The organism is Microbacterium sp. TWP3-1-2b2 (assembly GCF_049896145.1).
Lineage (GTDB): Bacteria > Actinomycetota > Actinomycetes > Actinomycetales > Microbacteriaceae > Microbacterium.
On record NZ_JAFCTS010000001.1, the window covers coordinates 397,639 to 423,861 of the forward strand.

Genomic DNA, 26,223 nt, shown 5'->3' on the forward strand with positions numbered 1-26,223 from the left:
GGTCCGACGGAGGTCGGTGCCGATGCCGGGTCACGGCGTCTGCGAGCGTCAGCGCATTCGCGCTTCCTCTACTAAGACCGGACGCCATGCTGGGATGTGAGGTCGAGGCGAGTTGCACGTTTGACCTCACATTGCAGCCGCCCGCGCGGTCATCTATCACGAGGTGCGACCTACGCGCCGCAGAGAGAAGGCGCGCTCATGACGCACGTGAACATCGGAAAGGTGCACCCGGACGCCTATCGGGCGATGGAGGCGCTCGCCGAGCAGGCGGCGGCCGATGCCCGCGAGGCGGGGCTCGCTCCCACCCTCATCGAACTAGTCAACTGTCCTGCCCGACCGAGGCATCGCCGACGCCGATGCGCTCACGGATGAGCAGATCATCAACTCCTGGAATCGAGTTGCGATCACCAGCCACTATTCCGTCGGCCCTACTCGCTGACACCACGCTCCGACCGCGTAGATCAGGACGCGGATTTTCCTCGCTCCCAGGCATCACATCCTGACCGTCTGCCTGGTCTTTGTTTGTAACAGCATTTGGAGGTAGTCATGCGAAGGATTCTCATCATCGGCGGGGGCTATGCGGGCTTCTACGCGGCTTGGAACCTCGAGAAGAGGATCAAGGCGAAAGAGGCGCAGATCACGATCATCGAGCCGCGGCCCTACATGACGTACCAGCCCTTCCTCCCGGAAGTCGTCGCCGGATCGGTGGAGGCGCGACACGTCGCGGTCTCTCTCCGAAGCAATCTCCGGCGTACTGCGGTGATCCCCGGAACGGTGACGTCGATCATGCACGCCGACAAGCAGGTCGTCGTGAAAATGCCGGACGGGTCTTCGCGCACAGTGGACTACGACATCATCGTCATCACTGCCGGTGCCGTCACTCGCGCCTTCCCCATCGACGGCATCGCCGAGCATGCGATCGGACTGAAGACCGTCGAGGAGGCCGTGGCCATCCGCGACCAACTCCTCACGGCTTTCGAGCGCGCCGCCGCTGTGCCCGACGGTCCGGAGCGGCGACGGCTGCTCACGGTGACAGTCGTGGGCGGCGGCTTCTCGGGCGTCGAAGTCTTCGGCGAGATGCTGTCTCTGGCCTCTTCGCTTTTGCGGTCCTACGCGGAGCTGAACTTCTCCGACCTCAGCTTCCACCTCATCGAGGCGAACAGCAGGATCCTCCCGGAAGTGACCGAGAAGCCGGGTCGCTGGGTCGTGGAGCATCTTACGAAGCGGGGCGCGAACGTGCACCTCGGCACTCAGATAGTCTCTGCCAGTGGCGGAGAGGTCGAGCTGTCGACGGGGGAGCGGTACCGGACGAATCTCCTGGTCTGGGCAGCGGGCAACGCCACCAATCCGGTAGTCGCGAACAACACGGACCTACCCATCGACGCCAGGGGTCTGCTGATCACTCGTCCCGACCTCCGGGTCGGCACCGAGGACGCCCCGATCGAGGACGCCTGGGCCGCCGGTGACAACGCGGCCGTTCCCGATCTCGCGCGAAATGTGGTCGGCGCACGAACGGTCCCCAACGCACAGCACGCTGTGCGGCAGGGCAAGCTCCTGGCCAAGAATCTCGCAGCTGTGCTTCGCGGGGAACTGCCGCGCGAGTACTTCCACCAGAGCCAAGGTACGGTCGCGACCTTGGGGATGGGGCACGGGGTCTTCCAGTACAAGCGTCTCGTGATCAGGGGACTCCTTGCCTGGTTCATGCACCGCGGATATCACGTGCTCGCGGTTCCGACCTGGAGTCGGAAGGTGCGAGTGCTGCTGCTCTGGGTATCGGCATTCCTGTTCGGGCGGGACATCGTCTCGCTCGAATCGGTCCAGCAGCCGCGAGCGGCATTCCTCGCGGCAGTGCCGCCGCCCCGGAGTATGGCCGAGAAGCCGCCGGTCGCGACCGAGCTGCCGCGCCTCCGCGAAGAGCCGACGGAGTTCCGCCGTGCGAGTTGATCGCCGCCGCACGCGATCCTTCTCGGAGATCGCGTCGGAGTACCTGCGGGAGCGGACCGCGCCCGGACGCGCATTCGCGGCGTTCCGTGCGGAACTCCGCACGCGCGTCGTGCCCGTGCACTGGACGAACCTGTTCGGAGTGATCACCGTTGCGAGCATCGCAGTGCTCTTCGTCACGGGCGTCATCTTGATGTTCGTCTACGTGCCCTCGAGTGAGCCCGTCATTTACAAGGGCGACTTCGCACCGCTGGTCGGTATCGAGGTGTCCCGGGCGTTCGATTCGGTCATGCGGCTGTCCTTCGACGTGCCTGGCGGGCTGATGCTCCGTCAGCTCCACCACTGGGCGGCTCTGCTCGTACCGGCGTCGATCATGCTGCAGCTGCTCGTCAGCTTCTTCACCGGCGCGTTCCGCCGACCGCGGCGAGGCAGCTGGCTGGCTCTGTTCCTCCTCCTGATCGCCGTCCTCGCCGGCGGCTGGAGCGGATACGCGCTCCCCGATGACGCGCTCTCTGGCACCGGGCTGCGAATCGTGCACGGGATCGTCCACAGCATCCCCTTCGTCGGCACCTGGATCGCCTCATTCCTCTTCGGCGGCGAATTTCCGAGCACGATCATCGAGAACCTGAACCTGATCCATGTGGCGATCGTCCCCGTGGTGGTCCTGCTTCTGATCGCGCTGCGCGCTCGGTCGGCCTACAAAAACAAGCCGCCGCAGTTCGCCGCAGGGGGGCGCGAGGAGGGCAACGTCGTAGGCATGCCGATGTTGCCCCACGCGGCAGTCCGGTCCGGCGGGTTCTTCGCCATCGTGGTGGGTGTGCTGGTGCTGATGGCCTCCGCCGTGCAGATCAGCCCGCTCTGGACCTACGGTCCGGCTGATCCCGGTACGGTATCGGCCGGCAGTCAGCCGGACTGGTACACAGGGTTCCTCGACGGGGCGCTGCGACTCGTGCCGCCGGGCTGGGAGTTCGTCCTCTTCGAACGCACGTTCACGCTTGCGCTGCTCGCGCCATTGGTCGTCATCGGCGTCTTCCTCCTGACCGTCGCGGTGTACCCGTTCCTCGAGGGATGGCTATCGAAAGACAAGAGCGACCATCACATCCTCGATCGTCCTCGCAACACCGCGACCCGGACGGGCATCGGTGTCGCGGGCATGACGTTCTACGGGGTGCTGTGGCTCGCAGCAAGTGCCGATGTGATGGCGTTCGTACTCCAGCTCTCCTTCGAGTCGGTCATCGTGACTCTGCAGGTGACGCTGTTCGCGGGTCCCGTGCTGGCTTTCATTCTCACCAGACGCATTTGCCTCGCACTGCAGAAGAAAGACCGCGATCTCGTGCTACACGGATACGAGACCGGCCGGATCGTGCGTCTTCCCGGCGGCGAGTTCGTCGAGGTGCACCAGCCGCTCGAGGCTCAGGAACGGTGGCGGCTCGCCGCTCATACGCATCCTGATGCGATCGAAGCGCGGCCATCAGAAGCGGGACGGCTCTCGGTGCTCGAGAGGACGCGCTCCGCACTCGCCGCGAAGTTCTACGCGGACCGGATCGACAAAGGAGCCCCGGAGAGTGCGCACGAGGAGCCGGAGGGTGCGCACCAGGAGCCGGAGGGTGCGCACGAGGAGCCGGACCCCGCCCCGAATGCCACGGCCGCCGCGGTGGACACGGGAACGAGGCCGCAGCCGACGATGGTGCGCTGAGGGGCGGTTCGGGGTCGTACTCGATCAGCAGTTGGATGCGCTTCGCGGCCGCCTCATCCGCGAGGAGCGCGACGAGCGTCAGAGCGAGGCGTTGCGCACGCGCAGCCTCAACTCCATAGGGTGAGCCGGCGCGGAACCGTCGACAGCCGTATGTCTCTAGCGATCCCGCCCGCGAGCTCGATATTGGCGACTCCGACGATACAACCGTCCTCCCAGAGGGAGAAGCCGAGCCCATCCGGTGTCTCCTGCTCGAGGATCGTGGTGTCCGGGTAGGTCCGCAGAGGTCGGACGAGGTGGCGCGCGACCCGTCGCGCGCCGATGATCGGAAGCCGATAGTCGTGGTCAGACCCCGAACCGGCTGCGCGGAATCGCACGCACGGATCCAGCAGGGCTGACAATCCTGCGATGTCGCGTCGACGAGCGACAGAGATGAGCGCGCGGACGTGATCATTGCGCTGCGCGCGCGCAAGGCGCTCGGTTCTGTCCTCGGCAGTGCGACGCCGCGCCGTTCTCGCGAGCCTTCGACATGCCTCGGGCGTGCGTCCGATGATCTCGGCGATCTCGTCGAGATCCATCCCGAATCCGTCGTGCAGAATCATGGTGATCCGCTCCGCCGGGGTCGCCTCGTTCGGCACCGCTACGGCGGCACCTTCCTCGGGCCACGTGCTGAAGGAGGCATCGATAGGGCGATCTGCCGATGTGAGGACGTACAAGCACATTCGGCCCAGCGTGCGCGTCAGCCAGGCGCGAGGCTCTGCGACACTCGCTTGACTCTCCACACTGAGCCGGTACCAGCACATGTACGTGTCCTGCACGGCTTCTTCGGCATCGGGCAGCTCGCCGAGCACGTGGTAGGCAAGCGATACGAGGTGGCGACGTTCGCTCTGCATTGCTGCGTGCAGCTCTACTTCGTCCGGAGTCATCGGGTCCGCTATCGAGTCGGGCGAATCGGTCCGGACGTCCGCATCCGGCGCATCAGCGCCCGATGCGGACGGGGGCCTTGTCGTCCTTGCGGGGATGGCCGAAGTACATGACCTCCCAGATGGCCTCGTTAGTGAAGGTCTCGACCAGGGTCGCTCCCGACCAGCGCTGAACGGTGATCTCGCCGGAGAAGCGCAGATAGGCGCCGTCGAAGCGGACGAGGCGGGCAGCCAGCTTGCGCCAGCCGTCCATCTGCTCGACGAACGTCGCGGCGACGAGCTCGCGTCGCTTCTTGAACGTCACCACGTAGCGCTCTGCGCCATCGTCGTAGAAGTATTGGGTCACGTTGGCGACCGGCTTCTTGGTCTTGGGGTCCACGTAGACGTCTGATGCGCGAAAGCGCACGTACTCCGCTCGGTCGGCGACGATCTCGCCGTCGCGCGCGAGCATGAAGATCGGGATCTCTTCGAAGTCGTACTTCTCGTGCGACGTGATGTACGAGGCGATCACCGAGTACGGGCCTGCTTGGCCGCGCGCCCAATACCAGTCGTTGATGATCGCGGTCATCCCGACATTTCCCCAGTTGTGATCGTGGTAGCCGATCCCGCTGACCTCGGTGCGCACCCCATCGATCTCGTAGTATCCCGCGACCTTGCCCTCCGGCACAGAGGGCAACCAGGAGAACGCCGCGTCGCGATTTTCCCCGAAGACCAGATACCCGGTGTCTGGACGCCATGGACGGATAGTGGCGTCCAGAGAGACGGACACCTCCAGGTCATCGATCTCGACGTAGATCTCGTAGTGGGAGAGGTCGCCTACGAACGTGTTGCCATCGATCCTCACGTCGGCTGTGTGCCCTGCTGCCGAGAACATATCGGCGCGGTAGGGGCGGATGAAGCTCTTGCTGGTGCCGTCGGGCAGATCCAGGTTGAGTCGGATCATCGGTGCCAACGGCTTGCCGGGCGTAGAGAGGTCCTTGGTCATGAAGATCACGACCAGCGTCGCACCGTTGTCGAGATGCGCATCGAAGTACCACCACTCGTAGGTCCCCCGCCCGCCATCAGTCCGGGCGCCGTCCTCGGCCAGGACGATCTCGTCCCGGGATATCCCGATACGCAGGTAGTCCCGATCGAGATTCGCGATACTCGCGGTGTGCTTAGTGCTCACGATCTTCTCCGTTCACGGCATTGTCGGCGCCGTTCACGAATACTGACCGCGTAAGCAGTGCTTTCGTGAGGTCACTTCCAGAGCGTGAGCTTGTACGGGTTCATCATCATCCGCACATCGGTGACGAGCCCGTCCATGACATCGAGAGTCACGATTCCGAAGATGCGCCCGTCGTCCCACATCGCGAAACCGGTGCCGTCGGGTGTGTCCTGCTCGACGATGGTGGCGTGGGGGCGCTTGTGCAGCGCACCCATGATGAAACGCGCGACCTTGTCGATGCCGAACACGGGGTTGCGAGCCGCGGTCACTATGCCGCCGCCATCGGAGCGCAGAACGACGTTCGGATCGAGCACAGCAATGAGCCCTGCGATGTCGCCGGCCCGCGCCGCGGCGGAGAAAGCCTTGACGACCTTCTCGTGTTCGGCGTGCGTCGCTCGACGACTTCGACTCTGCTGCACCCGGCGTCGAGCCGAAGTCGCCAGCTGGCGGCAGGCGGCCGGTGAGCGCCCGACCGTCTCGGCGATCTCATCGAACGGCATGGCGAACACGTCATGGAGTACGAACGCGACCCGCTCCGCCGGCGTCATCGACTCGAGCACGACGAGTAGCGCCGTGCTCACGGACTCATCGAGGGTCACCCGGTCCAGAGGATCCGTCGCTCCCTCCGAAGGCGTCGCGAAGGCCAGTGCAGGCACAGGCTCCGGCAGCCACGGTCCCACGTACATCTCTCGACGATGGCGAGCGGAGGCGAGAACGTTGAGGCAGACCCTGCTCGCGGCTCTCGTCAGCCAGGCGCGCGGGACTTCGATCGCCGCACGCTGTTCCTCGCTCATGCGATACCACCGGATGTACGTCTCCTGAACGGCGTCCTCAGCGTCTGCGACGGTTCCCAGCATTCGGAACGCCATCGAGACGAGATGGCGGCGCTCGCTCAGGGCTTCATTCTGGGGCGGGTCATCGTGGTCCATGGTCATGTCGAGCCTCTCGTCTTACTATCCGACCAGGTAGCCAGGAAGAATGTGAGGTTTCGGCTCACATTCTTCCTCGGTGTCCGGTCTAGATAGGTATGAACGCATCACTCAGCCGAGTCTCGCCGAATCCGGGATCTCGACTGGGCGAGCTGACGTTCGAAGAGTGGCTGGCGACGCACGCCACGTGAAGCATCGCCCTCGCCGCGCATACAGACCCGACGTCAACCGGTCACGAACCGAATCGGCGGATCGCTCGGGCGTTCGATCTGAAAGAGCATCAATGAGAATTCTCCTCGCCGGCGGGTCCGGCGTCATCGGCAGCCGGCTCATCCCGGCGCTTCTCGAACACGGGCACGACATCGTGGCGACCTCTCGTCGCCGAGACAACGTGCGCTTCCTCGAGGGCCTCGGCGTCCACGGCGTGGCCGTGGACGCGTACGATTCACCGCACCTCACCGCCGTCGTCCGCGACGCTGCGCCCGACCTGATCATCAATCAGCTGACCGACCTCAGCGACTTCGATCTCGAGGCGAACGCCCGCCTGCGTCGTGCTGGCACGGCGAATCTCGTCGCCGCCGCGAGGGCCGCCGGAGTCGACCGCATCATCGCGCAGAGCATCTCCTGGGCCTACGAGTCCGGTGCCACCGTCGCCATGGAAAGCGACCCGCTCGTCCCGGACACGGCGGTCGCGATAATGGAACGCAATCTCCTGCAGATGCCCCGCGCCACGATTCTTCGCTACGGGCGGTTCTACGGGCCCGGCACCTGGTATGCGGAAGACGGTCGGATCGCCAACGCCGCCACGGCCGGTCTTCTCCAGGCGACGCCGGCGATCGCATCCTTTCTCCACATCGACGACGCTGTCGCGGCGACCGTGGAATCCCTCGGCTGGCCAGACGGCACGTACAACATCGTCGATGACGAGTCGGCTCCTGCTTCGGTCTGGGCGCCGGTCTTCGCTCGCGGAATCGGCGCGCCGATTCCGCGAGCAGTCCCGTTACCCGCACACGAGGTTCGCGGTCGGGCCGTTTCGAATGAGAAAGCCCGTCGGGCGGGGTGGATCCCGCTGCATCCGACCTGGAGGAACAGCTTCCCGTATGCCGAGGAGATCGCGCGGCGTTCAATCGAGAGCCAGGAGTAGCGACGGCACGGGTCTGCTCCGCCGAGCCACTTGGTTCTATGCACTCGTAGCCACCGCCGTCGCGATCATTTCTCGCCGCGTGCGTCACGGCGTTCGTCCTGGTCGGACAAAGCTGGTTCCAGTTGATGCTGTCAAGGCGAGAGGCCCCTTGAAGTCGATCGCTCGAAAGCAGGGCCGGCTCTTCTTCCCTCTCCTCACGCTCGCGGGGATCAACCTTCACTACCTGCGGCTCGAGTTCCGTTTCATCAAGCGGAAGGTCAAGGGGCGCTGGGTCGAGTTAAGCCTCCTCGCCCTGCGGTTCGCCGCCATATGTATCCCTCCGCGTGTACGTGGAGGGACACGCGAGAGGGCATTGGCGGTGCGGGTGGGGGTCGTGGCAGACAGATCCGGAACGTCCGCCCAGCGCCTGCACACATGACGCGCTCGACTACCCGATCGTCAACGTGTCGGTGTGGGCTTCAGTGGGCGCGTGCAAAGGCGAGGACATGGCAGCGGGTGCCGGTTCCGATGGCTCCGTTGGACGTGGGTCGATTGACGATCGCTTGATCGAGGTGCCACATGGGGAAGGAACGGGGTGGCGGTCCTGGTCGAGGATGCGTCGCAGGATGGCCCCGATCACGCGCGGATCGGTATCGACGCGTTGGAACCGGGGCACGACGCTCGACTCGAGCCACCGCCACCGGTCGTCGTAATTGGTGACGAGCGGACACATCCGTCCGTCGAGGCCACGCGGATTCTTGCGCAGGAGGGTGTAGATGAAAAACGATGTGAAGAACTCGATCGCCCGGCGCGGTGCACGCGCATCGAACGTCGTTGCCGACCCGATCGAGACGACCCGGGCGTACCTGGCGGAGAGGCGATCATAGTTGGGTTGCACGACGAAGCGCTGCTCGTGCTCGAGAAGGAGAAGAGTGCCTTTCCATATAAGGTCCCGGGCTCTCCCTCGAGCCGTTCGCGACGCCGTCGCGTCCTCCAGCACCCGACGGCCCCCGTCGAGTGCTTCGAATCCGGCCAGTATCGGCGCATAGTGGCGCTCGTTTCGCAGAAGGGCGCGGAGTAGTCCGATCCCGTCTTCCGAGGTGACGTACGCGAGGTGGACCCAGAACAGATCGTCGAAAATATCGTTGTTCGTCGCCCGGAGCGTGTTCACGTCCGCACTTAGCACTCGACATCTCTTCAGCCTGCGCATGTGACCAGGTGTGTCCTTGAAGGTGTTCTCGATGTGTAGTGGAAGGAGGGCGACGCGGATGTGGTGCGACGCGATCGCCGCCATCCCGGCCCACTTAAAGGAACTGGGCAGAGCCATGTAGGCCCATGCGTAGTACGACGAGATTTGCCGGTTGCGATGGACAGCACAGCATTCGTCGACCAAGAGCCCTTCGGACAGGGCCTTCCATTCAGCGATCGTGCGAGGAGCGCCCTGCTGCTGGATCTGATCAAGTGCCAGAAGGAGGCGATCGCTGACGAAGTCTCCTTCCAACGATCGAACGTTCATCGTCGGTATGGTTCGCGTCGGGTTGAGGCTGCGTGCTTGCTCAAGAACCTTCGGCGTCTCGTACCGGGGCAGGCGGGATGTGCGGCGTACCCTCACCGTTTGGGTGGAGCTGGTCCCGGTCATCGCCAGGTTCCTAGGACCATGCTGCGGCTGCCGTGTGTGTCGTACCGCGCTCGATCCGAACTTGTCATGTGTGTCTCCCGAATGATGTGAGGGTGAACCCCCTCATCACCTATGACCGCAGTCCGACCTTGATTGTGAGGCTGTCAGCGGGAGATGAGCCCGTCCACCACTTTGGGGATGACCACACCGATGACCCGGCGAAGCCACCCCGACGAACGTGACGGTCAGTGCTGGTGCGCGCCGATCCCTTCGGCAGGTCAGCGGCACGGTCGAGCGCGGTGAGGAACTCATCCCGGACTGCGGCGGCTTCCTCGACGTGCTTGAGGCGGAACGCCACTTCGGCGATGCCCGGCACGGGCAGCGTCCGAGTGACGGCCCCTGCCGTGACCACGATGACGTCGTAGGACAAGCTGACCTCGCGCCGCAGGTGCCTGCGCAGTGCCACGGCCACATGCGGTGCCTCGATCGAACCCGAAGCTACCTCCGGCAAGAACGGCTGGTATGTCATGTGCGGACGGGATCGAGGATGGTCACGTGTGGAGTACCGGACATGAATGCGTCCCCTGACCTGACTGATGTAGATCCCAAGGGGGTCTCACGGTATTGACAGTTCTGCGCGTCGGGATGCGGATGCGGATGCGGATGAGTCGATGAGCTGCTCGGTTTCCAATCTTTAAGTCATGAGGGTGACGTCCTTCGCGCCCTGCAGCTCCTGGACCATCGAGGTGGTCATGTCGACGAGGTCTCGCCGATCCGTGGAATGGAAGGTCACAATTCTGCCTGCTGTCAGGTCTTAATAGGCAACAGGTTGGATCTGGCCGACGGCCGGTGCCGATTAGGTCGGGGCAGTCACGAGGAGAAAAATATGAGAGCCCTCACGTCCAGTACGACCGCCCGAAAGAACAGCGAACATACGACGTCTCTGCGGGACGCCCTGTGGGAATGGGTGGCCCGACCGACTCACTATGTGGCCGTTCGCAGGCTCCGTACCATCGCACAGGAGCAGGATCTCCCCGCCCTCGTCGCAATGCTCCATCCGGACGTCGCTGTGGCCGTGACCTCAACCCGCGGCGGCCACGAGAAGACCGTCGTGGCGCGCGGTGCACGAGATGCCGCGCCGGTTCTCCTTCACGGATTCAGAGGTGGCCCCGGCGTCGACGTCGCTGAGCGGTCAGTCGACGGTCAGGCGGGCCTTGTCATGAGGAGCGGCGATGAGGTCACGGCGATGATCACCGTGGATTTCACTGGGCGTCTAGTCAGCCTCGTATGGGTACGGCTACACCCGGACCACCTCCACCACGGGAACGCGTACTGGTTCGCTGATTGACTCGTGTGAGGCCAGACCTCGTTCTCACGCCAAACGAGCAGGCACAAGTGAGTTGACTCGCCTACCGGGGCGCCTGGGGTCAACGGGTCGCAGGTTCAACATCCTGTCAGCCCAACCAGAGGCGATCTGAAGCTCCTTGTCGATCTCGGTGGGCACGCCGGGGCGCAGCTCGAAGGATCGATAGGTCACTTCGACCTGTCCGTCGAACCCTGCGACGGCCGTCTGAAACCTCGGATGTGCGATGAAGCACCACACGCACTGGGGTCGGATCACACTTCGACCTGGTGGGGCCTGGTGGCTGCGGTTGTCATGATGAGATCCCTTCATGTGGACGGTCAGTCGTTGCGCCGGGCGGCGTCGGCCTCAGCGAAGTCCTGTCAGGTCGTCGGGTTCACCCACAAACTCCGCGGTCATGGCCTGCTGCCATCCGGCGATGATGCCTCGTTCGCGGGGCCGGTCGAGTACCTCAGCCTGGTCGGAAGGCAGGGCCAACGGGCCCATGTACACGCGTCCAGCAGCGACCACGAACACTGATACGGACCGACCGGCGGACAGGGTCAGCCGAGCAAGGTCACACCGAACCCCGAGACAACGGTTCGCAGCTCGGCGAGAAATCGCTGCGCCTGCTCGGTGAGGGGGATCGCAGAGTGGCCGATCCAGCCGATCTCGATGCGCTCGTCGACGTCGAGTGGGATGGCGACGATCTCGGGGTCGAGGTCGTCGCTGATGATGCCTGTCGAGATGGTGTACCCGTCGAGCCCGATCATGAGGTTGAAGATGGTCGCGCGGTCGGAAACCCGGATCTCTTGCGGACTCGAGAGGGTGGAGAGGATCTCCTCGGCGAAGTAGAAGGAGTTGTTCGCGCCCTGGTCGAACGTGAGCCGCGGCACGTCGGCGAGATCGGCGAGGGTGACGCGATCACGAGAGGCGAGCGGGTTCTTGCGTGAGATGAAGATGTGCGGCTCGGCGACGAAGAGCGGGTGGAAAGCGAGCCCGGAGTCCCGGAGAAGCTTGTCGATGACGTTGCGGTTGAAGTCGTTTCGGTAGAGGATCCCCAGCTCGCTGCGGAGGGTGCGGACGTCTTCGATGATGTCCCACGTGCGCGTCTCCCGCAGCGAGAACTCGTACTCGGCCGCTGAGGTCGCCTTCACCATTCGCACCAGCGCATCGACAGCGAACGAGTAGTGCTGCGTCGACACCCCGAGCAGGCGCCGTGAGGGCGGCCGCCCGAGATAGCGCTGCTCGAGGAGTGCCACCTGCTCGACGACCTGCCTGGCGTACCCCAAGAACTCCACACCGTCGGTGGTGAGGGTCACACCGCGCGCGGAGCGGAGGAGCAGGACGCGGCCCACTCTGCTCTCCAGATCCTTCATCGCGGCGGACATGGTGGGCTGGGCGACGTAGAGCAGATCGGCGGCGGCGCTGATCGAGCCCTCCGCGGCGACCTCGATGTAGTAAGTGAGTTGCTGCAGAGTGATGCCGCTCGAGCGCTTAGCCATAGCTGCAGACTATGCCATGGCATAGTCGCAGCACATTTCTCGATGGGGGTGCTCAGCCGCCACGATGGAGGAACCCACCCTTCGCGAGGCCGAGCCCGGCCGATAAGCTCACCGTTTGGCACCTCATGGCACACGAGTTCACCTTCCGCATCACGACGACCCGCTTCGACGAGGACTACTCCCCGTCGGACAGCTCCCGGATCACCACGAACTTCGCCAACCTGGCGCGAGGTGAGAATCGTCAGCAGAACCTCCGCAACGCATTGACGATGATCGACCGTCGTTTCAATGATCTCGCGGACTGGGACAACCCGAACCGCGACCGCTACACACTCGAGCTCGAGATCGTCTCCGTCGCGGTGCGGTTCGCCGCAGACGGCGAGGATCGGGAGTTCCCCCTGCTCGAGGTTCTGGACATCCAGATCTTCGACCGTCTCACCGGAAAGCGCAGCCAGGGGATCGTGGGAAACAACTTCTCGTCCTACGTCCGCGACTTCGACTTCAGTGTGCGCCTGCCGGCAGCCACCGAAGCCGCGGGTGGGTTCACTGTTCCTGCTGATTTCGGTGATCTGCACGGCAAGCTCTTCCAGCACTTCCTCGGCTCGGAGGCCTACCGGGAGCGTTTCACGGTATCGCCGGTGATCTGCATCAGCGTCTCGACGAGCAAGACGTACCGTCGCACCGAGAATCACCACCCGATCCTCGGTGTCGAGTACGAGCAGAAGGATTCCTCGCTGACCGACGCGTACTTCGGCAAGATGGGGCTCTCGGTCCGGTACTTCATGCCGCGCGGCAGCGCTGCTCCGCTGGCGTTCTACTTCCGCGGGGATCTGCTCGGCGACTACACGAACCTTCAGCTCATCGGCACGATCAGCACGATGGAGACGTTCCAGAAGATCTACCGACCGGAGATCTACAACGCGAACTCGGCCGCCGCGAGCGTCTATCAGCCGAGCCTCGAGCAGCAGGACTACTCGGTGACGAAGATCGCCTACGATCGCGACGAGCGCAGTCGGCTCGCGACCGAACAGGGGAGGTTTGCGCACGAACACCTCGTGAAGCCGCACGGAGAACTCCTCGAGCAGTGGGCAGCCAACTACCCCGTTCCTGTCGGATGATGAACGGGGAATCACCGATCATGCACACGCTTCTGCCCACCTCGATCGTAGGCAGTCTGCCGAAGCCGTCCTGGCTCGCCCAGCCCGAGACCCTCTGGTCTCCGTGGAAGCTGGAGGGTGATGCGCTGGCCGAAGGAACGCAGGATGCGCTGCGCATCGCCGTGCAGGAGCAACGACACGCGGGCATCGACATCATCAGCGACGGGGAACAGACGCGCCAGCACTTCGTCACGACGTTCATCGAGCACCTCTCGGGCGTCGATTTCGACCAGCGGGAGACGGTCCGGATCCGCGACAGGTACGAAGCGAGCGTCCCGACGGTCGTCGGCGCCGTGAGCCGCGAGAAACCCGTGTTCGTCGAGGACGCGAAGTTCCTCCGACGACAGACCGATCAGCCGATCAAATGGGCACTGCCCGGCCCGATGACGATGATCGACACCCTCTACGATCGCCACTACAAGAGCCGCGAGAAACTGGCCTGGGAGTTCGCGACGATCCTCAATCAGGAGGCGAAGGAGCTCGAGGCGGCCGGAGTCGACATCATCCAGTTCGACGAGCCGGCATTCAACGTCTTCTTCGACGACGTGCAGGACTGGGGTGTGGCGGTGCTCGAGCGGGCGGCCGAAGGACTGCGCGCGGAGACCGTGGTGCACATCTGCTACGGCTACGGGATCAAGGCGAACACCGACTGGAAGGCCACTCTCGGGGCGGAGTGGCGTCAGTACGAGAAGTCGTTCCCGCTTCTGCAGCGCTCGAGCATCGACACCATCTCGCTGGAGAGCCACCACTCCCACGTCCCCCTGGACCTCATCGAACTCATCCGGGGCAAGAAGGTGATGCTCGGCGCCATCGACGTGGCCAGCCAGACGATAGAAACCCCGCAGGATGTCGCAGAAACGCTCCGGAACGCGCTCCGTTTCGTCGACGCCGACAAGCTCATCCCGAGCACGAACTGCGGCATGGCGCCGCTGCCTCGTGACGTCGCGCGCGGGAAGTTGCGCGCGCTCAGCGCTGGTGCCGACCTCCTTCGCGAAGAACTCGCGACCGAGAAGTAGCACCCGGCGGCTCGGGTCCTCCCGCCCTGTGAGCGGGAGGTCCTCGACCCTCGGGCCGAACTTGATGGCGCAGACTGTGGCAGGGTCGCCAGCATCCCCCGAAAGGCCCGGAAACTCGCAAGAGTCTCCGGGCCTTCTGCATGTCCGAATAGCGGATGCCGTAGCGCAGGCCGCACTTCCAGGGTTCGCCCGATAGGGGCGGGACGCGACCTGCTCAGTCGTCGATGTCAGTGCCGATGACGGCGAAGTCAGCGCCGAAGTCGATGTCGATCGAGCGGTTGTCTGCCGTAAGAACCGAGGCGTCGTAGGGGCTCACGTCGTCGCCGTCGACGTCGAGGTCGGTGATCATCCCGTCGGCTTCGTCGAGTGCGGCGGTGACCAGCGCGCGGATCGTCTCGTCGTCCAATGACAAGCTTGCGCCGGTGTCGTCGCCGTCGGCTGGGTCGGTCGAGATGACCGATGCGGCGAGATCCTCGTCGACGCGGACCTCGGTCTCGTCGCCGGCGGCGTTCGTCAACTGCACCTCCCAGGTGCCGTCGCGCTTCGCGTCGATTGACGTGACATCGCCCTCGGCTGCCTCGCGCGCGGCATCCGCGACCTCGATCAGCTCGTCGGCCGATGCTGCGCCGATGCCGGTGCCCGAGCCGCTGCCGTTCGAGGACGCATCTTCGTCGTCAGCGCTGTCGTCGCTGTCGGCGTGGTCGCTGTCGTCGCGAACTGCGTCGTCGTGGCCAGCGTCGTCGGATATCGATGAGCTGTCGTCGTCATCGCCGAACTCGTCGCCGATCGCCGCGCCGATCGCGATGCCACCGCCGGCGAGCACCACGGCCGCCGCGATGCCGCCGCCGATGAGAAGTGCGCGTTTGCGTCCGGGCTTCGATTCGGTGGGCTCGGGCGTCGGCGTCACGCGAACCGTCTGAGCGTCGGGCACGGACCCCGGGGTGTGATGAGGCGTGTGGTCGGGGGTCTGGTCGGGAGTGGGTGTCTTGTCGTCCATGTCATGATCGTCTCGCGGGGGCGCTGAAGCCTCCCTGAAGCATCCTGAAGGCTTCTTCAGGAACCGACGATCCCGCCGATCAGGTACTGAGGGGCAGCGTGAGCACGAAGCGAGCGCCGCCCCAGCGGGAGTCGTCGACCGCCAGAGTGCCGCGGGCGGATGCTGCGATACCCCGCGCGATCGCGAGACCGAGTCCGCTGCCCCCGGCGTCACGGCTGCGCGCGTCGTCCAGTCGCACGAAGCGTTCGAAGATCCGCTCCCGCTCCTCGCCGGGGACACCGGAGCCATCGTCCTCCACCGTGACGAACACGAACTGATCCGATGAGGTCACGCCGATAGCGACTCGGCCACGGCTGTGACGGACGGCATTGTCGACGAGGTTGCGCATCAGCTGACCCAGCAGGCGCGGGTCGCCGCGGACCCGCGCGGCGCGGATGCCGGAGCCGTCGACTTCGAGCCCCGCCGCACGCAACCGCCGCACCTCGCCGAACGCGATGTCGTCGAGGTCCACCGCCTCGTCGTGCGTGCTCGTGCCCTCGTCGAGTCGGGCGAGCAACAACAGCGACTCGACGATGCCCTGCAGGCGCAGCCCTTCCTCCGACACGACCTCGGCGAGCTCGCCGATGCTCGTCACGTCGGGGTGGGCCTGTGCGAGCTCGGCATGCTGGCGGATCGTCGCGAGTGGGGAGCGCAGTTCGTGCGATGCATCCGACACGAACCGCCGCTGCGCGGTGGCAGCGGCATCGAGTCGATCGAGCATGCCGTTCATGGTGGTCGCGAGCGCGGCGATCTCATCGGCCGTCTCTGGCACCGGCACACGCTGGTGGAGGCGCTCGGCGGTGATGTCGTCGACGTGCTCGCGGATGCGCTCCACCGGGCGGAGTGCGCGACCGACGACGAGCCAGGTGGTCACCGCGACGAGGAGCAGAAGCAGAGGGACGGCGATGGTCAGCAGCGTCGAGACCGTCGCCAGGGTCTCCACGTCGTCGTCCATCGGGACGGCGACTACGAGAGTCTGGTCGCCGTCGAGGTCCTCCGAGACGACAAGCATCTGTTCGTCATCGACCATGAGGGTCTGCGCCTCGTCGGAGGCGGTGAGCGTGGTCGATCCCAGCGCTTCCCGGGCATCGTCGCTGGCGGCACGGACGGATCCGTTCGGTCCGATGAGCTGCACGATCTCGTCGTCGATCGTGTTGATCACGTCTTCTCCGGCGCCGTCGAGACGTCCGGCGAGTTCTTCGAGGCGCTGCTCCGCCGCGCGCTCCGTGCTGCCATGGATGCTGGCGCTGAGAACGCCATAGAACGAGAATGCGCCGACGAGCAACGCGACCGCGACGACTGCCGTCGCCCCCAGCGTCGTCCTGCCTCGTACCGAGCGCCAGCCGCACACCGGGCGCCAGCTGCGGCTAGCCACCGTCCGCCGCCAGCCGGTAGCCCGCACCGCGGATGGTCTCGATCGCCTCGCGGCCGAACGGCTTGTCGAGCTTGCGACGCAGGTGCCCGACGTAGACCTCGACGATGTTCGGGTCGCCGTCGAAGTCGTCGTCCCAGACGCCCTCGATGAGGGCGCGCTTCGAGATCACCTGGCCGCGATGGCGCATCAGATACTCCAAGACGGAGAACTCCCGCGCAGTCAGAGTGACAGCGCTGTCTCCCCGCCAGACGCGGTGGGCAGCAGGGTCGAGCCGCAGATCGCCGGCTTCCAGGATCGCCGGGCGGGCGACGGCTCCGCGGCGGACGAGCGCGCGCAGGCGTGCCACCAGGATCGCGAACGAGAACGGTTTCGTGACATAGTCGTCGGCCCCGGTCTCCAGCGCCTCGACCTGATCCCATTCGCCGTCCTTCGCGGTGAGCATCAGCACCGGCGTCCAGTTCTCTTCGGCGCGCAGCGCTTCGCAGACCTTCCACCCGCTCATACCGGGCATCATCAGGTCGAGCACGATCGCGTTGTAGCGCGTCTCCCGCGCCCGCCAGAGCCCGTCGACACCGTTGTGCGCGACATCGACCGCGAACCCCTCGGCCTCGAGACCGCGGCGCACGCCCTCGGCCAGGCGCACCTCGTCGTCCACCACCAGGATCCGCATTCGTCTAGTGTGGCCGCTCGAGGCTGAATCCGGGCTGAAGCGGCGCGGATTCCTGCGTCTGCGCAGATGTATCCGGAGCACAGTCGAGCTCAGCACTGCTCACTCGGCATGAACGCCAGTACTCGCTGTGCGGCGATCCCGCCGACCTCACGGCGTACCGGATCGCCGTGCGCCGCGAGCCGCGCTCGCGCGGCTCGCGGCACTACATCCACTCGTTCCTGCGGGCGGGAAGCCGGGTCTGGGTGCGTCCGACCCGCAACCTTTTCGCTATCGCGGATGCGCCGTCGTACGTCCTTCTGGCCGCCGGCATCGGCATCACCCCGATCCTCTCGATGGCACGTCACCTCGCGGCGCAAAACATGGACTGGCAGACGACGTACGCGACGCGCCACCGCGACGACATCGTGTTCGCGGAGGAACTCCGTGCGCTCGGCGACCGGGTGACGACGCATGTCAGCGGCGAATCCGGGCGGCTGGATCTGGCGGCCCTTCTCTCCGGTATCGCGCCCGGCGCCGCCGTATATGCCTGCGGTCCATAGGCAATCATCGACCATCTCACCGAGCTGACGGCGCTGCTGCTCGAGGGGAGCAGCATCCACATTGAGCGCTTCGAACCCCCGACAGCGCGAGCACCGACCGAACGCGCCCTTCACCGTCGTCTGCACGCGATCGGATGTCACCGTCGATGTCCCGCGCGAAGCGCTCGATGCTCGAGACCCTAGGGCGCGGGTGTTCCCGTCGAAGGGTCATGTCTCCGAGGCATCTGCGCTTCCTGCGCATTGGACGTGCTCGAGGGGGGAGCCCGAGCATCGAGACTCAACCGAAGACGTTGCGGGGTCTCATCGAATGGGCCGACGGCCGACCATAGCCTCAGGCCGCCCCGCCGACCACCGGCTCGATTGGGCGGCCGGGTGTCCGCACAGGTCCTGTAGCTACCCTCGAATCATGCGCCGCATCGTCATCGTTCCTCTTCTGCTCGCCACCGGCGTCCTCATCTCCGGCTGCTCACAAGTGGCTCAGGTCGCAGGCGACACCATGGGCGTCGACGTCGAAGCCACCTGTGCGACGATCGACGACGCCTACGCGCAGTATCAGACGCTGCTCGATCAGGGTGGGGCGTCAGCGGAGCAGGTCGACGCGGCACGCGACCAGCTCGTTACGACTCTGGACACGCTGGCATCGGACGTCGACGGTCAGCTCGGCGATCTCATCCGCTCGGGAGCGCTGCAGATCGGCGGCATGACCGGCCTGCAGGCCCCAGAGACGATCGAAGCGATCGACCGGCTCAAAGACTCGACGTCCGTGTTCTGCGGCTGACCCCGCGCCCGGGAACCGGTACGATCGCACCCTCGTAGAGCAGCAGGGCGTCATTCGCATAAAATCGTCTGAGGACTGCGGTCAGCGGCCGACGGCATCGCGAAGGGAACCTTCTTCTTGACACACACTTTCGCATTCTCGCCGGAAGAGGAAGCTCGACGCTTCGAAGATGAAGCATCACGTCTGGCCGTGTGTGCGACGGAACAGATCCGCACGATCGGGCGCATCCAGTCCTACGGATTCCTCGTGGGCGTCGACGAAGAATCCGGCGCCGCGGTCCTCGCCAGCGCGAACGCCGAGCACCTGCTCGGGCGCGTTCTTCGGGACGAGAGCAGTGACCTCGCATCGATCCTCGATCACGGTTCTGCGGTCGACCCGGTTCGCGCCGACTTCGACGGTCAGGCAGTCGACGTGATCGTGCATCGTGGCACCACGCCATCGCTCGTCGAGTTCGAACCCGTCATCCCCGAGTTCGATTACCGCCGCACCGGTGTCGTCAGCGCGATCCAGCGCTTGGCCGGAGCATCCGAGGAGGCCGTACTATGGGTCGCGGCCGCCCGAGAGATCAAGAATCTGACGGGCTTCGACCGGGTCATGTGCTACGACTTCCACGCCGACGGTCACGGACAGATCGTCGCGGACGAGCGCGAGCCGGAGATGGAGCCCTACTTCGGGCTGCGCTTTCCCGCATCCGACATCCCGACCCAGGCGCGAGCGCTCTACATCGAGAAGCGGTCGCGCGTCATTGCGGACACGGAGGATCCCGGCATCCCAGTGCGCTCACTTCTGTCGGGAGATGAGCCGATCGACCTGGGCCCCACAGAGATGCGCGCGGTCTCACCGCACCATCTCACGTTCATGCGCAACATGGGGCAGGCGTCGACATTCTCTCTGTCTCTGGTCGATAACGGGCGACTCATGGGAATGATCACGTGCGCTCATCGGTCGCCCCACCGTCTGCCGGTGCTGCTGCGTCGTGCGCTGGAAGTGCTCGCGACGGAGATCTCCACCCAGATCGGCTATCTCCGTCGCATCTCAGAGCTCCAGCGGCGACTCGACGCGCAAGAACGTCGGGCCGCGGTGATCGCGTCGTTGTTCGACAGGTCCGACCCCGGCGAGGTGCTGACGACGGGCGCGCCCACGGTCCTCGACATCGTTCCCGCAGACGGGGCTGTAGTACGGCTGGGCGGCGCTGTCCACTCGATCGGCAGGGTTCCGTCCGAGAGAGCGGTGCTCCTTCTCGTAGAGCATCCCGACTTCGCTCTGCGCGCGGTCGAGGACCTGCCCGTCACTCACCCGGACGCCGCCGCGACAGTGCCCGGGGTCGCGGGCCTTCTCGTCGTCCCCCTCGGCGACGACGACGTCCTCGTCTTCGTGCGCCGGGAGGTCGCGCAGACCGTTGAATGGTTGGGGGATCAGCGCTCGGACAACCGGGATGACGCCCTGTCTCCGCGCCGATCCTTCAGCGCCTGGCGGGAAAGCGTCACAGGCCGCAGCCTGCCCTGGGGTCATCACGCGCAGGATGCGATCGACTTCGGCGACGGGCTGCGCGCGGCGTTGAGGGCGAAGGCGCAGGCCGAGCTCGCTGACCTGGCGCTGCAGGACCCGCTGACAGGTCTGCACAACCGCCGCTTCCTCCGCGCACTCCTCGACGGCATGTCGGGGGAGGAGAGCTCCGACATGACCGTCATCTTCTTCGATGTCGACGACTTCAAATCGATCAACGACGCCCATGGGCACGATGCCGGCGACGTCGTGCTGCGCACGATCGCCGATCGGCTGGCATCAGTGGTGCGCGAGAGCGACTCCGTCGTCCGTCTCGGAGGTGATGAGTTCCTCATCGTCTGTCCGGCCACCGGCATCGAGCAGGCCGAGGAGGTCGCGGCGCGGTCGCTCTCGGCCATCGCAGAGCCGATCGAGGTCGATCGAGCTGGGTTGATCGTCAGAGCATCTGCAGGCGTCGTCGCAGGCGGAGACAACGTGGTGACTGCCGCCGATGCCGCGATGTATCGCGCGAAGAACGCCGGTGGTGGCCGCGTCTCAGTGTGAGCGCTCGGGCTCCGGCTCGGGAACGAGACGCAACCCACCGGGCGAGTTCGCCGTATCGATCAGCTCTTGCAGCCATGCTCGGTTGATCTCGGGCATTTCGCCCTGATACTCGAACCGCAGGGTCACATCCGGCGAGATCCACATGGCCTGGCGAGGGTGCGTGCCGTCGGTGAGTGCGAAGGACAGGGCTTCGCGGCGGCGCAGCTTCGCCAGGATGACGAGCTCGATGTGAGCGAGCGCGCGGTCGTCGATGGAGAAGGAAGCCGGTGTCGATCCGTAGTGAAGAATGCCCACGCGTCGATTCTACGGTGTCGCCGCGCGCTAACCTGAGGACATGGCTATCGTGAATCGACTGACCGTGGACGGCCGCGATTATTTCCTGCCGGACCCCGTCGCCGAACTCAAGCAGCAGATCCTCGCGGCGATCAAGGACGGCGGCGGGTACGTGAACATCCCACCGCTTCGCGGGGGCCCTGGCATCGACATCCTCTTCTCGCCGGGCATGCCGGTCACATGGACGCAGATCGATGTCGGCGAGCAGGTGCCGACACCCGACGACGTCGCAGACGAACAAGACGAGTTCGACGTCTGAGATCGACGGCTGATCAGCCGAGCATCTCCTCCATCACAGACGCCGCGGCCGGCAGTCCCCAGAGGAATCCCTGCCCGCGGTGGCATCCTCGTCGAACCGATCGTTCCAGATCTGCCGTCGTCTCTATGCCCTCGGCGACCACCCGCCACCCGTGGTCCCGCGCGGCCGCGACGACGCCGTCGACCACCTCGTCGGCATCGGGGTCGTCCCTCTGCACCAGCGAACGGTCGAGCTTCACCTCGTCGATCGGGAGTCGCTTCAGTAGGTCGAGCGTCGTGTCGCTTGCTCCGTAGTCGTCGACGGAGACCCCGATACCGGCCAAGCGCAGACTCTCCAACGATCCTCGCATCGAATCGGTGAACTGCGGGGGCGGAGTCTCCGTGATCTCGATCGTCAGAGTCGCCGGGTCGAGTCTCAGGGCGTCGGCGATCCGAATTGCGGATTCAGCGTAAGACGCGGAGAAGTGCGATGGCGCGGCATTGACCGATAATCCGACCGCCCGACGACCGGAGCGCCAGGATGCGATCTGTGCCGTGGCACGAGTAAGAACGTCAAGGTCCAGTCTATCGAGGAACCCGCCCTGTTCGGCCAGTGTGACGAACTCCTCGGGCGGGACAGCGCCCACGGTCGGGTGGTTCCAGCGCGAAAGCGCCTCCAACGCGGCCGGCCGCGCATCGCGGAAACCGCCGTCCCACGACGCATCGAGATCCCACTGCCCCTGGTAGGCGATCGTCAGCTCACCGCGCCGCAGCGCTGCGCTGAGGTCGGCGGGTCGCAGATTCATGCGGGTCCCCGCCTCGTCGTGCGGATGCGGCGATCACGCGTGACCGCCGTGCATTCGCTAGTCTGAAGAGGATGGGAACACTCACTTACGACTCGAAGGTCGCCGCTTCCTTCGACGACCGCGTCCTCGCACACCTTCAGCATGTGATCTGGGCGAAGCTGCGCCGTGGAGAGCCGTTTCCGTTCACGTGGACTGACCCCACGAGGGCCGGACTCGGCCGAACGTCGGTCTGGCTCACTCCGAGTGCGCCGTTGTCGTTTCAGTACTTCGGCAGTCGCTCCCCGCGGCTCAACCTCGCGTGGATCGACGCTCTGACGAAGTCGGCCAACTCGCCGGCCGGCCTCCTGCTCGTTCCTGAACCGGATAACGGCGCAGCCTAAAGGGCGATCCATGTGGCACGGCGGCGGCGCCGCGGGCGCAACGCCTGCCGGAACATGTTCGCGACCTTGGTGAATGCTTGTGACGCCTCGGGAGCGGGCATATGGGCCTCCTGCAGCTTTCGCGCTTCTCGATGAATCTCTCGTTACTTCTTCCATGGAACCTCATCGCGCGGAACGATGACGGGTCTTGACGATGGGCGTCGAGTGGCGTATATGACGGCTTCGGCCGGCGCTTGAGCTCAGCGGAGTGACGTCAGGCGAGTTCCTGTACAAGCATCCCGTGTGCCACATCTCGCGCGATCTGGAACGGCTGCGCGAATGTCTCCATGCCGACGGTGACGATCGCGCCCTCGTAGAGCAGCATCAAACCCTTCGCCGTCGACTCGGCGTCTGAGGTGCCCGCCTCGCGGCACAGCTCGTCGAACAGCTCGAGCAACCACGCCTTCTGCCGGGAGACCTCAGGGAAGACGGGGTGTCCGTCGTGACCGTCGCCGATCTCGGCGCGGGCGTTGATCGCACTGCATCCCTTCGGGCTGTTCTCATCCGACCAGCTGATCGCGGCGTCGAACACGGCGAGGATGCGCGCCGCCCCCGGCTCTGGAACCCCGGCGAGGTGCTCGGCGACATGCGCACGCCAGCGGGCGTCTCGATGCTGCAGGTACGAGACGACCAGTGCCTCCTTCGAACCGAACCGGTCATAGAGCGTCTTCTTCGTTACACCCGCGGCTTCGGCGATCGTGTCGACGCCGATCGCATGGATGCCGTGCTCGTAGAAGAGCCGTGAAGCGGCATCGAGCACACGGGTGGCACCCGGGGTGAGCGGGGCGAGCTCGGGAATGGAGACGGCCATGACAGCGACTATACCAACCTGTATAGTCGCTCGCATGGGTAAACAGATCGGTATAGCTCGAGCCGGGGTGACGATCGTTGCCGCCGCGGCCTTCGTCTTGAGTTGGAGCTCTGGGTTCCTCGTTCCGGCGATCGCCACGGTCGACGCCTCACCGCTGACTCTGCTGGTGTGGCGGTTCGTTCCACTCGCCGTGGTCCTGCTCGCAGTTGTCGCAATCACGCGCGCAGGCAGAGACGCGACACGGACGGATGTGCGGAACCAGGCGCTCATCGGCCTGTTCGCGCAGTTCGGCTACTGCACGGCGGTGTACGCGGCGATCGCGGAAGGCGTCGCCACCGGCACCACGGCGCTGATCGATGCCGTGCAGCCGCTCGTGGTCGCGATGCTCGTCGGTCCGCTGCTGGGGCTGCGAGTGCGTGGAGCGCAATGGGCCGGTCTTGTCGTGGGTGCTGCGGGGGTGCTTCTGGTCGTGCGTTCGCAGCTCGACGACTCCACCGCGCACCCGGCCGCCTACCTGTGGCCCGCTCTCGCGATGATCTGTCTGATCATCGGCACCTTCCTTCAGCGCCGCTCTGCACCGCGGACCGGGACGCTCGTCACGCTGACCATCCACGTGACCGTGACCGCCTTGGCGCTGTTGCCGGTCGCCGCGATGTTCGGCGCGCTCATCCCACCGGCATCCGTCTCCTTCTGGCTTGCGTCCGCATTCACCGCCGTCTTCCCGACGCTCGCGGGGTACGGCCTGTACTGGTGGCTGCTGCGCAGGATAGGAATCACCGCTCTGAACGCCCTCCTCTTCCTCGTCGCTCCGACGACCGCGGCTGCGGGGGCGCTTCTCCTCGGCGAGCCCCTCACGGTCGTGACGCTCCTCGGGTTCGCACTGTGCGGCGCAGGGGTGGCCGTGGTGCTGAGGAGCGAGGCGCGCGCCTCGACGTCCCCCGTGGAACTGGCTGGACGCGCACAATAGGAGGACGATCATGACCGACGCCCTCTCCGTCTCAGTAGTCATACCGGTGCGCAACGACGCGCGCCTACTGGAGGTGTGCCTCCGGGCTCTCGATCAGCAGACCCGCCGAGCCGACGAGGTCATCGTGGTCGACAACGGCAGCACCGATGACACGGTGACTGTCGCTTTACGGTACGGAACCCGAGTCGTGAGCGAACCCGTCCCGGGGATACCGCAGGCCGCGTCGGCCGGTTACGACGCGGCGTCGGGAGACATCATCGCGCGCCTGGATGCCGACTCCCGCCCTGGCCCGGACTGGATCGAGAGGATCGTGGAGAGGTTCGCGTATCGTCCCGATCTCGACTTCCTCACGGGCGACCCGCGCTTCTACGGATCGAATCCGTTGGTGCGGTGGATGGGGGAGCACCTCTACATCGGAGGCATGTACGCGGTACTCACGCCCTTCCTCGGGCATGCGCCGCTGTTCGGTTCGAACATGGCGATGCGCACCGACGCCTGGCGGATGCTGAGCGGCGAGGTGCATCGGGATGAGCAGAACATCCACGACGACTTCGATCTCTCGTTCCATGTGCGCCCCGATATGACCGTGCTGCGCGACCGCGGCATCGTCGTGGACGTGTCGGCGCGACCATTCCAGGACTGGGCTTCGCTCCGACGGCGGCTCAGTTTCGTGCTGCCCACCGTCAGGCTTCATCTGCCGCAGGAAGCTCCGCATCGGCGGCGCCAGGCTCGTCGCCGCGCACGCACCGGGTCGCCCGCCGCCGGGTGACTCAGTCGCCGGGTGACTCAGTGGCCGGATCGGGCGTACATGTCGAGCAGGTCCGCGCTGAGTTGGTGCGGCGTGGTCTCGCTCGGGCTGTGTCCCGTCGGATAGACGCGGAACTCCGCGTGGATGTCGTCGGCGTAGCGCTCGTGTGCCGACAGCGGCCACAGATCGCGTGAACCGGCGGCGACGAGCTTGGGTAGAGGAAGATCTCGCACACGACTGCGCAGATCCGGTGATCTCATCATCAGGCCGACGATCTCCTCGACGCTGCGCCGACTGGTGAGAGCGAAACGCGCTCGCACGAAGTGGAGCCGCCGGGGCGGGACGCGATTCTTGTTCGTCACGATGCCCCAGATCATGAGAGCGGCGCCGCGACGCGCACTCGTGAACGGTGCGAGGCGACCGAGCCACCGCATGCCCTCGAAGACATTGCCTGAGCCCGGAGGCGTCGTCAGGAGCGCGAGGGAGAGGAGGAGGTCTGGGCGGTGCACGGCTACGAGCTGAGCGATGGTGCCGGCGAACGAGTAGCCGAGGAGATGCGCCGGTCCGCCCGATTCGAGGAAGGCGATCAGGTCGTCGATGAAGAGCTGGTACGTGTACGTCGACTGATCGCCGGCCGCCTGCGACTGGTACTGACCGGCCAGATCGAACGACTGCACGAAGTAGCCGGCCTGCGCGAGGATCGGCAGCATCAGCGCGAAGTCCTCCTTCGATCCTGTCGCACCGGGCACCAGCACGACGCGCGGGTGCGCCGGGTCGCCCAGCGACAGCACGGCCAACTCCCCGCTGGGTGCGGAGAACCGGGACTGCTTCGACCCAGCCGGCGGGATCGTCCAGTCGACGTCGCGGAGAGCAGCGTCCAGGGCTGCCGGCGGCACCGATGTCCGCTCGCTCCTCGAATCTGTCGACACGCTCACAAGGTACTCTTCACGGCGCTCGCGCAGAAGGATCTGAACCGGCTGAGTCCGCAGCAGGTTCGTCGG

General features: G+C 65.5%; 28 protein-coding genes. 14 read left to right on the plus strand and 14 right to left on the minus strand.

Translation table 11 applies throughout. From position 1 onward, the window contains the following. Positions 1 to 198: 198 nt before the first annotated feature. From ACP7AR_RS02015 to ACP7AR_RS02025, 3 genes are all read left to right on the plus strand, one after another. Positions 199 to 372, plus strand: a complete 174-nt coding sequence (locus ACP7AR_RS02015) for a hypothetical protein (protein WP_426182072.1) — start codon at positions 199 to 201, stop codon at positions 370 to 372. A gap of 174 nt (positions 373 to 546) precedes the next feature. Beyond that, positions 547 to 1,944 (plus strand): NAD(P)/FAD-dependent oxidoreductase, encoded by a 1,398-nt coding sequence (locus tag ACP7AR_RS02020; protein WP_426182075.1) that lies wholly within the window; start codon positions 547 to 549, stop codon positions 1,942 to 1,944. Next, positions 1,934 to 3,637, plus strand: a complete 1,704-nt coding sequence (locus ACP7AR_RS02025; RefSeq protein ID WP_426182078.1) for a cytochrome b — start codon at positions 1,934 to 1,936, stop codon at positions 3,635 to 3,637. The genes ACP7AR_RS02020 and ACP7AR_RS02025 overlap by 11 nt, the downstream gene beginning before the upstream one ends. A 107-nt stretch (positions 3,638 to 3,744) precedes the next feature. On the opposite strand, the gene ACP7AR_RS02030 is transcribed toward ACP7AR_RS02025, so the two are convergent. The 3 genes from ACP7AR_RS02030 to sigJ form a co-directional block, all read right to left on the minus strand. Beyond that, positions 3,745 to 4,560, minus strand: coding sequence for a sigma factor (locus tag ACP7AR_RS02030; RefSeq protein WP_426182081.1), 816 nt, complete (start codon positions 4,558 to 4,560; stop codon positions 3,745 to 3,747). Positions 4,561 to 4,612: 52 nt separating this feature from the next. Beyond that, a complete protein-coding gene (locus ACP7AR_RS02035) occupies positions 4,613 to 5,725 on the minus strand; it encodes a lipocalin-like domain-containing protein (protein WP_426182083.1) in 1,113 nt (370 codons plus the stop codon). Positions 5,726 to 5,796: 71 nt separating this feature from the next. After that, a complete protein-coding gene (gene sigJ, locus ACP7AR_RS02040) occupies positions 5,797 to 6,699 on the minus strand; it encodes an RNA polymerase sigma factor SigJ (RefSeq protein ID WP_426182086.1) in 903 nt (300 codons plus the stop codon). A gap of 277 nt (positions 6,700 to 6,976) precedes the next feature. Between sigJ and ACP7AR_RS02045 the strand changes: the two genes are divergently transcribed. Then, a complete protein-coding gene (locus ACP7AR_RS02045) occupies positions 6,977 to 7,837 on the plus strand; it encodes an NAD-dependent epimerase/dehydratase family protein (RefSeq protein ID WP_426182089.1) in 861 nt (286 codons plus the stop codon). Between the two features lie 427 nt (positions 7,838 to 8,264). Here the strand turns inward: ACP7AR_RS02045 and ACP7AR_RS02050 are convergent, their stop codons facing one another. Beyond that, complete coding sequence (locus ACP7AR_RS02050) at positions 8,265 to 9,332, minus strand: DUF2515 family protein (protein WP_426182092.1); 1,068 nt, start codon at positions 9,330 to 9,332, stop codon at positions 8,265 to 8,267. Between the two features lie 232 nt (positions 9,333 to 9,564). Next, a complete protein-coding gene (locus ACP7AR_RS02055) occupies positions 9,565 to 9,963 on the minus strand; it encodes a hypothetical protein (protein WP_426182095.1) in 399 nt (132 codons plus the stop codon). 357 nt (positions 9,964 to 10,320) lie between these two features. Here ACP7AR_RS02055 and ACP7AR_RS02060 point away from each other — a divergent pair, with 357 nt between their 5' ends. Then, complete coding sequence (locus tag ACP7AR_RS02060; RefSeq protein ID WP_426182098.1) at positions 10,321 to 10,782, plus strand: hypothetical protein; 462 nt, start codon at positions 10,321 to 10,323, stop codon at positions 10,780 to 10,782. A gap of 363 nt (positions 10,783 to 11,145) precedes the next feature. On the opposite strand, the gene ACP7AR_RS02065 is transcribed toward ACP7AR_RS02060, so the two are convergent. Together ACP7AR_RS02065 and ACP7AR_RS02070 are read right to left on the minus strand one after the other, a co-directional pair. After that, positions 11,146 to 11,307: a hypothetical protein gene (locus ACP7AR_RS02065; RefSeq protein WP_426182100.1), complete on the minus strand. Its 162-nt coding sequence runs from the start codon at positions 11,305 to 11,307 to the stop codon at positions 11,146 to 11,148. 32 nt (positions 11,308 to 11,339) lie between these two features. Continuing rightward, positions 11,340 to 12,281, minus strand: coding sequence for a LysR family transcriptional regulator (locus ACP7AR_RS02070; RefSeq protein WP_426182102.1), 942 nt, complete (start codon positions 12,279 to 12,281; stop codon positions 11,340 to 11,342). 125 nt (positions 12,282 to 12,406) lie between these two features. Between ACP7AR_RS02070 and ACP7AR_RS02075 the strand changes: the two genes are divergently transcribed. Next, positions 12,407 to 13,399 carry a DUF1852 domain-containing protein gene (locus ACP7AR_RS02075; RefSeq protein ID WP_426182105.1) on the plus strand — a complete coding sequence of 331 codons (993 nt, stop codon included), beginning with the start codon at positions 12,407 to 12,409 and terminating at the stop codon, positions 13,397 to 13,399. Between the two features lie 20 nt (positions 13,400 to 13,419). Then, entirely contained in the window at positions 13,420 to 14,454 is a 1,035-nt protein-coding gene (locus ACP7AR_RS02080) for a methionine synthase (protein WP_426182108.1), read from the plus strand. Positions 14,455 to 14,668: 214 nt separating this feature from the next. Here ACP7AR_RS02080 and ACP7AR_RS02085 read toward each other — a convergent pair whose 3' ends face one another. From ACP7AR_RS02085 to ACP7AR_RS02095, 3 genes are all read right to left on the minus strand, one after another. Next, a complete protein-coding gene (locus ACP7AR_RS02085; protein ID WP_426182111.1) occupies positions 14,669 to 15,451 on the minus strand; it encodes a hypothetical protein in 783 nt (260 codons plus the stop codon). A 79-nt stretch (positions 15,452 to 15,530) separates the two neighbouring features. Then, positions 15,531 to 16,865, minus strand: a complete 1,335-nt coding sequence (locus tag ACP7AR_RS02090) for a sensor histidine kinase (protein WP_426182114.1) — start codon at positions 16,863 to 16,865, stop codon at positions 15,531 to 15,533. Continuing rightward, complete coding sequence (locus ACP7AR_RS02095; RefSeq protein ID WP_426182117.1) at positions 16,858 to 17,535, minus strand: response regulator transcription factor; 678 nt, start codon at positions 17,533 to 17,535, stop codon at positions 16,858 to 16,860. The genes ACP7AR_RS02090 and ACP7AR_RS02095 overlap by 8 nt, the downstream gene beginning before the upstream one ends. A gap of 167 nt (positions 17,536 to 17,702) precedes the next feature. Here ACP7AR_RS02095 and ACP7AR_RS02100 point away from each other — a divergent pair, with 167 nt between their 5' ends. From ACP7AR_RS02100 to ACP7AR_RS02110, 3 genes are all read left to right on the plus strand, one after another. Beyond that, on the plus strand, positions 17,703 to 18,074 hold the full coding sequence (locus tag ACP7AR_RS02100) for a hypothetical protein (RefSeq protein WP_426182120.1): 372 nt from the start codon (positions 17,703 to 17,705) through the stop codon (positions 18,072 to 18,074). 406 nt (positions 18,075 to 18,480) lie between these two features. Further along, positions 18,481 to 18,852, plus strand: coding sequence for a hypothetical protein (locus tag ACP7AR_RS02105; protein ID WP_426182123.1), 372 nt, complete (start codon positions 18,481 to 18,483; stop codon positions 18,850 to 18,852). 189 nt (positions 18,853 to 19,041) lie between these two features. Then, a complete protein-coding gene (locus ACP7AR_RS02110; protein ID WP_426182126.1) occupies positions 19,042 to 20,901 on the plus strand; it encodes a diguanylate cyclase domain-containing protein in 1,860 nt (619 codons plus the stop codon). Here ACP7AR_RS02110 and ACP7AR_RS02115 read toward each other — a convergent pair. Then, positions 20,893 to 21,195, minus strand: coding sequence for a hypothetical protein (locus ACP7AR_RS02115; protein WP_426182129.1), 303 nt, complete (start codon positions 21,193 to 21,195; stop codon positions 20,893 to 20,895). The genes ACP7AR_RS02110 and ACP7AR_RS02115 overlap by 9 nt on opposite strands. A 40-nt stretch (positions 21,196 to 21,235) precedes the next feature. Between ACP7AR_RS02115 and ACP7AR_RS02120 the strand changes: the two genes are divergently transcribed. Further along, positions 21,236 to 21,493, plus strand: coding sequence for a hypothetical protein (locus tag ACP7AR_RS02120; RefSeq protein WP_426182132.1), 258 nt, complete (start codon positions 21,236 to 21,238; stop codon positions 21,491 to 21,493). A gap of 13 nt (positions 21,494 to 21,506) precedes the next feature. Here the strand turns inward: ACP7AR_RS02120 and ACP7AR_RS02125 are convergent, their stop codons facing one another. Then, the gene (locus ACP7AR_RS02125) at positions 21,507 to 22,277 is read right to left on the minus strand and encodes an EAL domain-containing protein (protein WP_426182135.1); all 771 of its coding nucleotides are present in this window, start codon (positions 22,275 to 22,277) and stop codon (positions 21,507 to 21,509) included. A 71-nt stretch (positions 22,278 to 22,348) separates the two neighbouring features. On the opposite strand from ACP7AR_RS02125, the gene ACP7AR_RS02130 reads away from it, so the two are divergent. Then, positions 22,349 to 22,657 (plus strand): ATP-dependent DNA ligase, encoded by a 309-nt coding sequence (locus ACP7AR_RS02130; protein WP_426182138.1) that lies wholly within the window; start codon positions 22,349 to 22,351, stop codon positions 22,655 to 22,657. A gap of 253 nt (positions 22,658 to 22,910) precedes the next feature. Here the strand turns inward: ACP7AR_RS02130 and ACP7AR_RS02135 are convergent, their stop codons facing one another. Further along, positions 22,911 to 23,507 carry a TetR/AcrR family transcriptional regulator gene (locus ACP7AR_RS02135; RefSeq protein ID WP_426182141.1) on the minus strand — a complete coding sequence of 199 codons (597 nt, stop codon included), beginning with the start codon at positions 23,505 to 23,507 and terminating at the stop codon, positions 22,911 to 22,913. 34 nt (positions 23,508 to 23,541) lie between these two features. Between ACP7AR_RS02135 and ACP7AR_RS02140 the strand changes: the two genes are divergently transcribed. After that, positions 23,542 to 24,474 (plus strand): DMT family transporter, encoded by a 933-nt coding sequence (locus tag ACP7AR_RS02140; RefSeq protein WP_426182144.1) that lies wholly within the window; start codon positions 23,542 to 23,544, stop codon positions 24,472 to 24,474. A 10-nt stretch (positions 24,475 to 24,484) separates the two neighbouring features. Continuing rightward, positions 24,485 to 25,243 (plus strand): glycosyltransferase family 2 protein, encoded by a 759-nt coding sequence (locus tag ACP7AR_RS02145; RefSeq protein ID WP_426182147.1) that lies wholly within the window; start codon positions 24,485 to 24,487, stop codon positions 25,241 to 25,243. 17 nt (positions 25,244 to 25,260) lie between these two features. Here ACP7AR_RS02145 and ACP7AR_RS02150 read toward each other — a convergent pair whose 3' ends face one another. Next, positions 25,261 to 26,157, minus strand: coding sequence for an alpha/beta fold hydrolase (locus tag ACP7AR_RS02150; protein WP_426182149.1), 897 nt, complete (start codon positions 26,155 to 26,157; stop codon positions 25,261 to 25,263). Between the last annotated feature and the right edge of the window lie 66 nt (positions 26,158 to 26,223).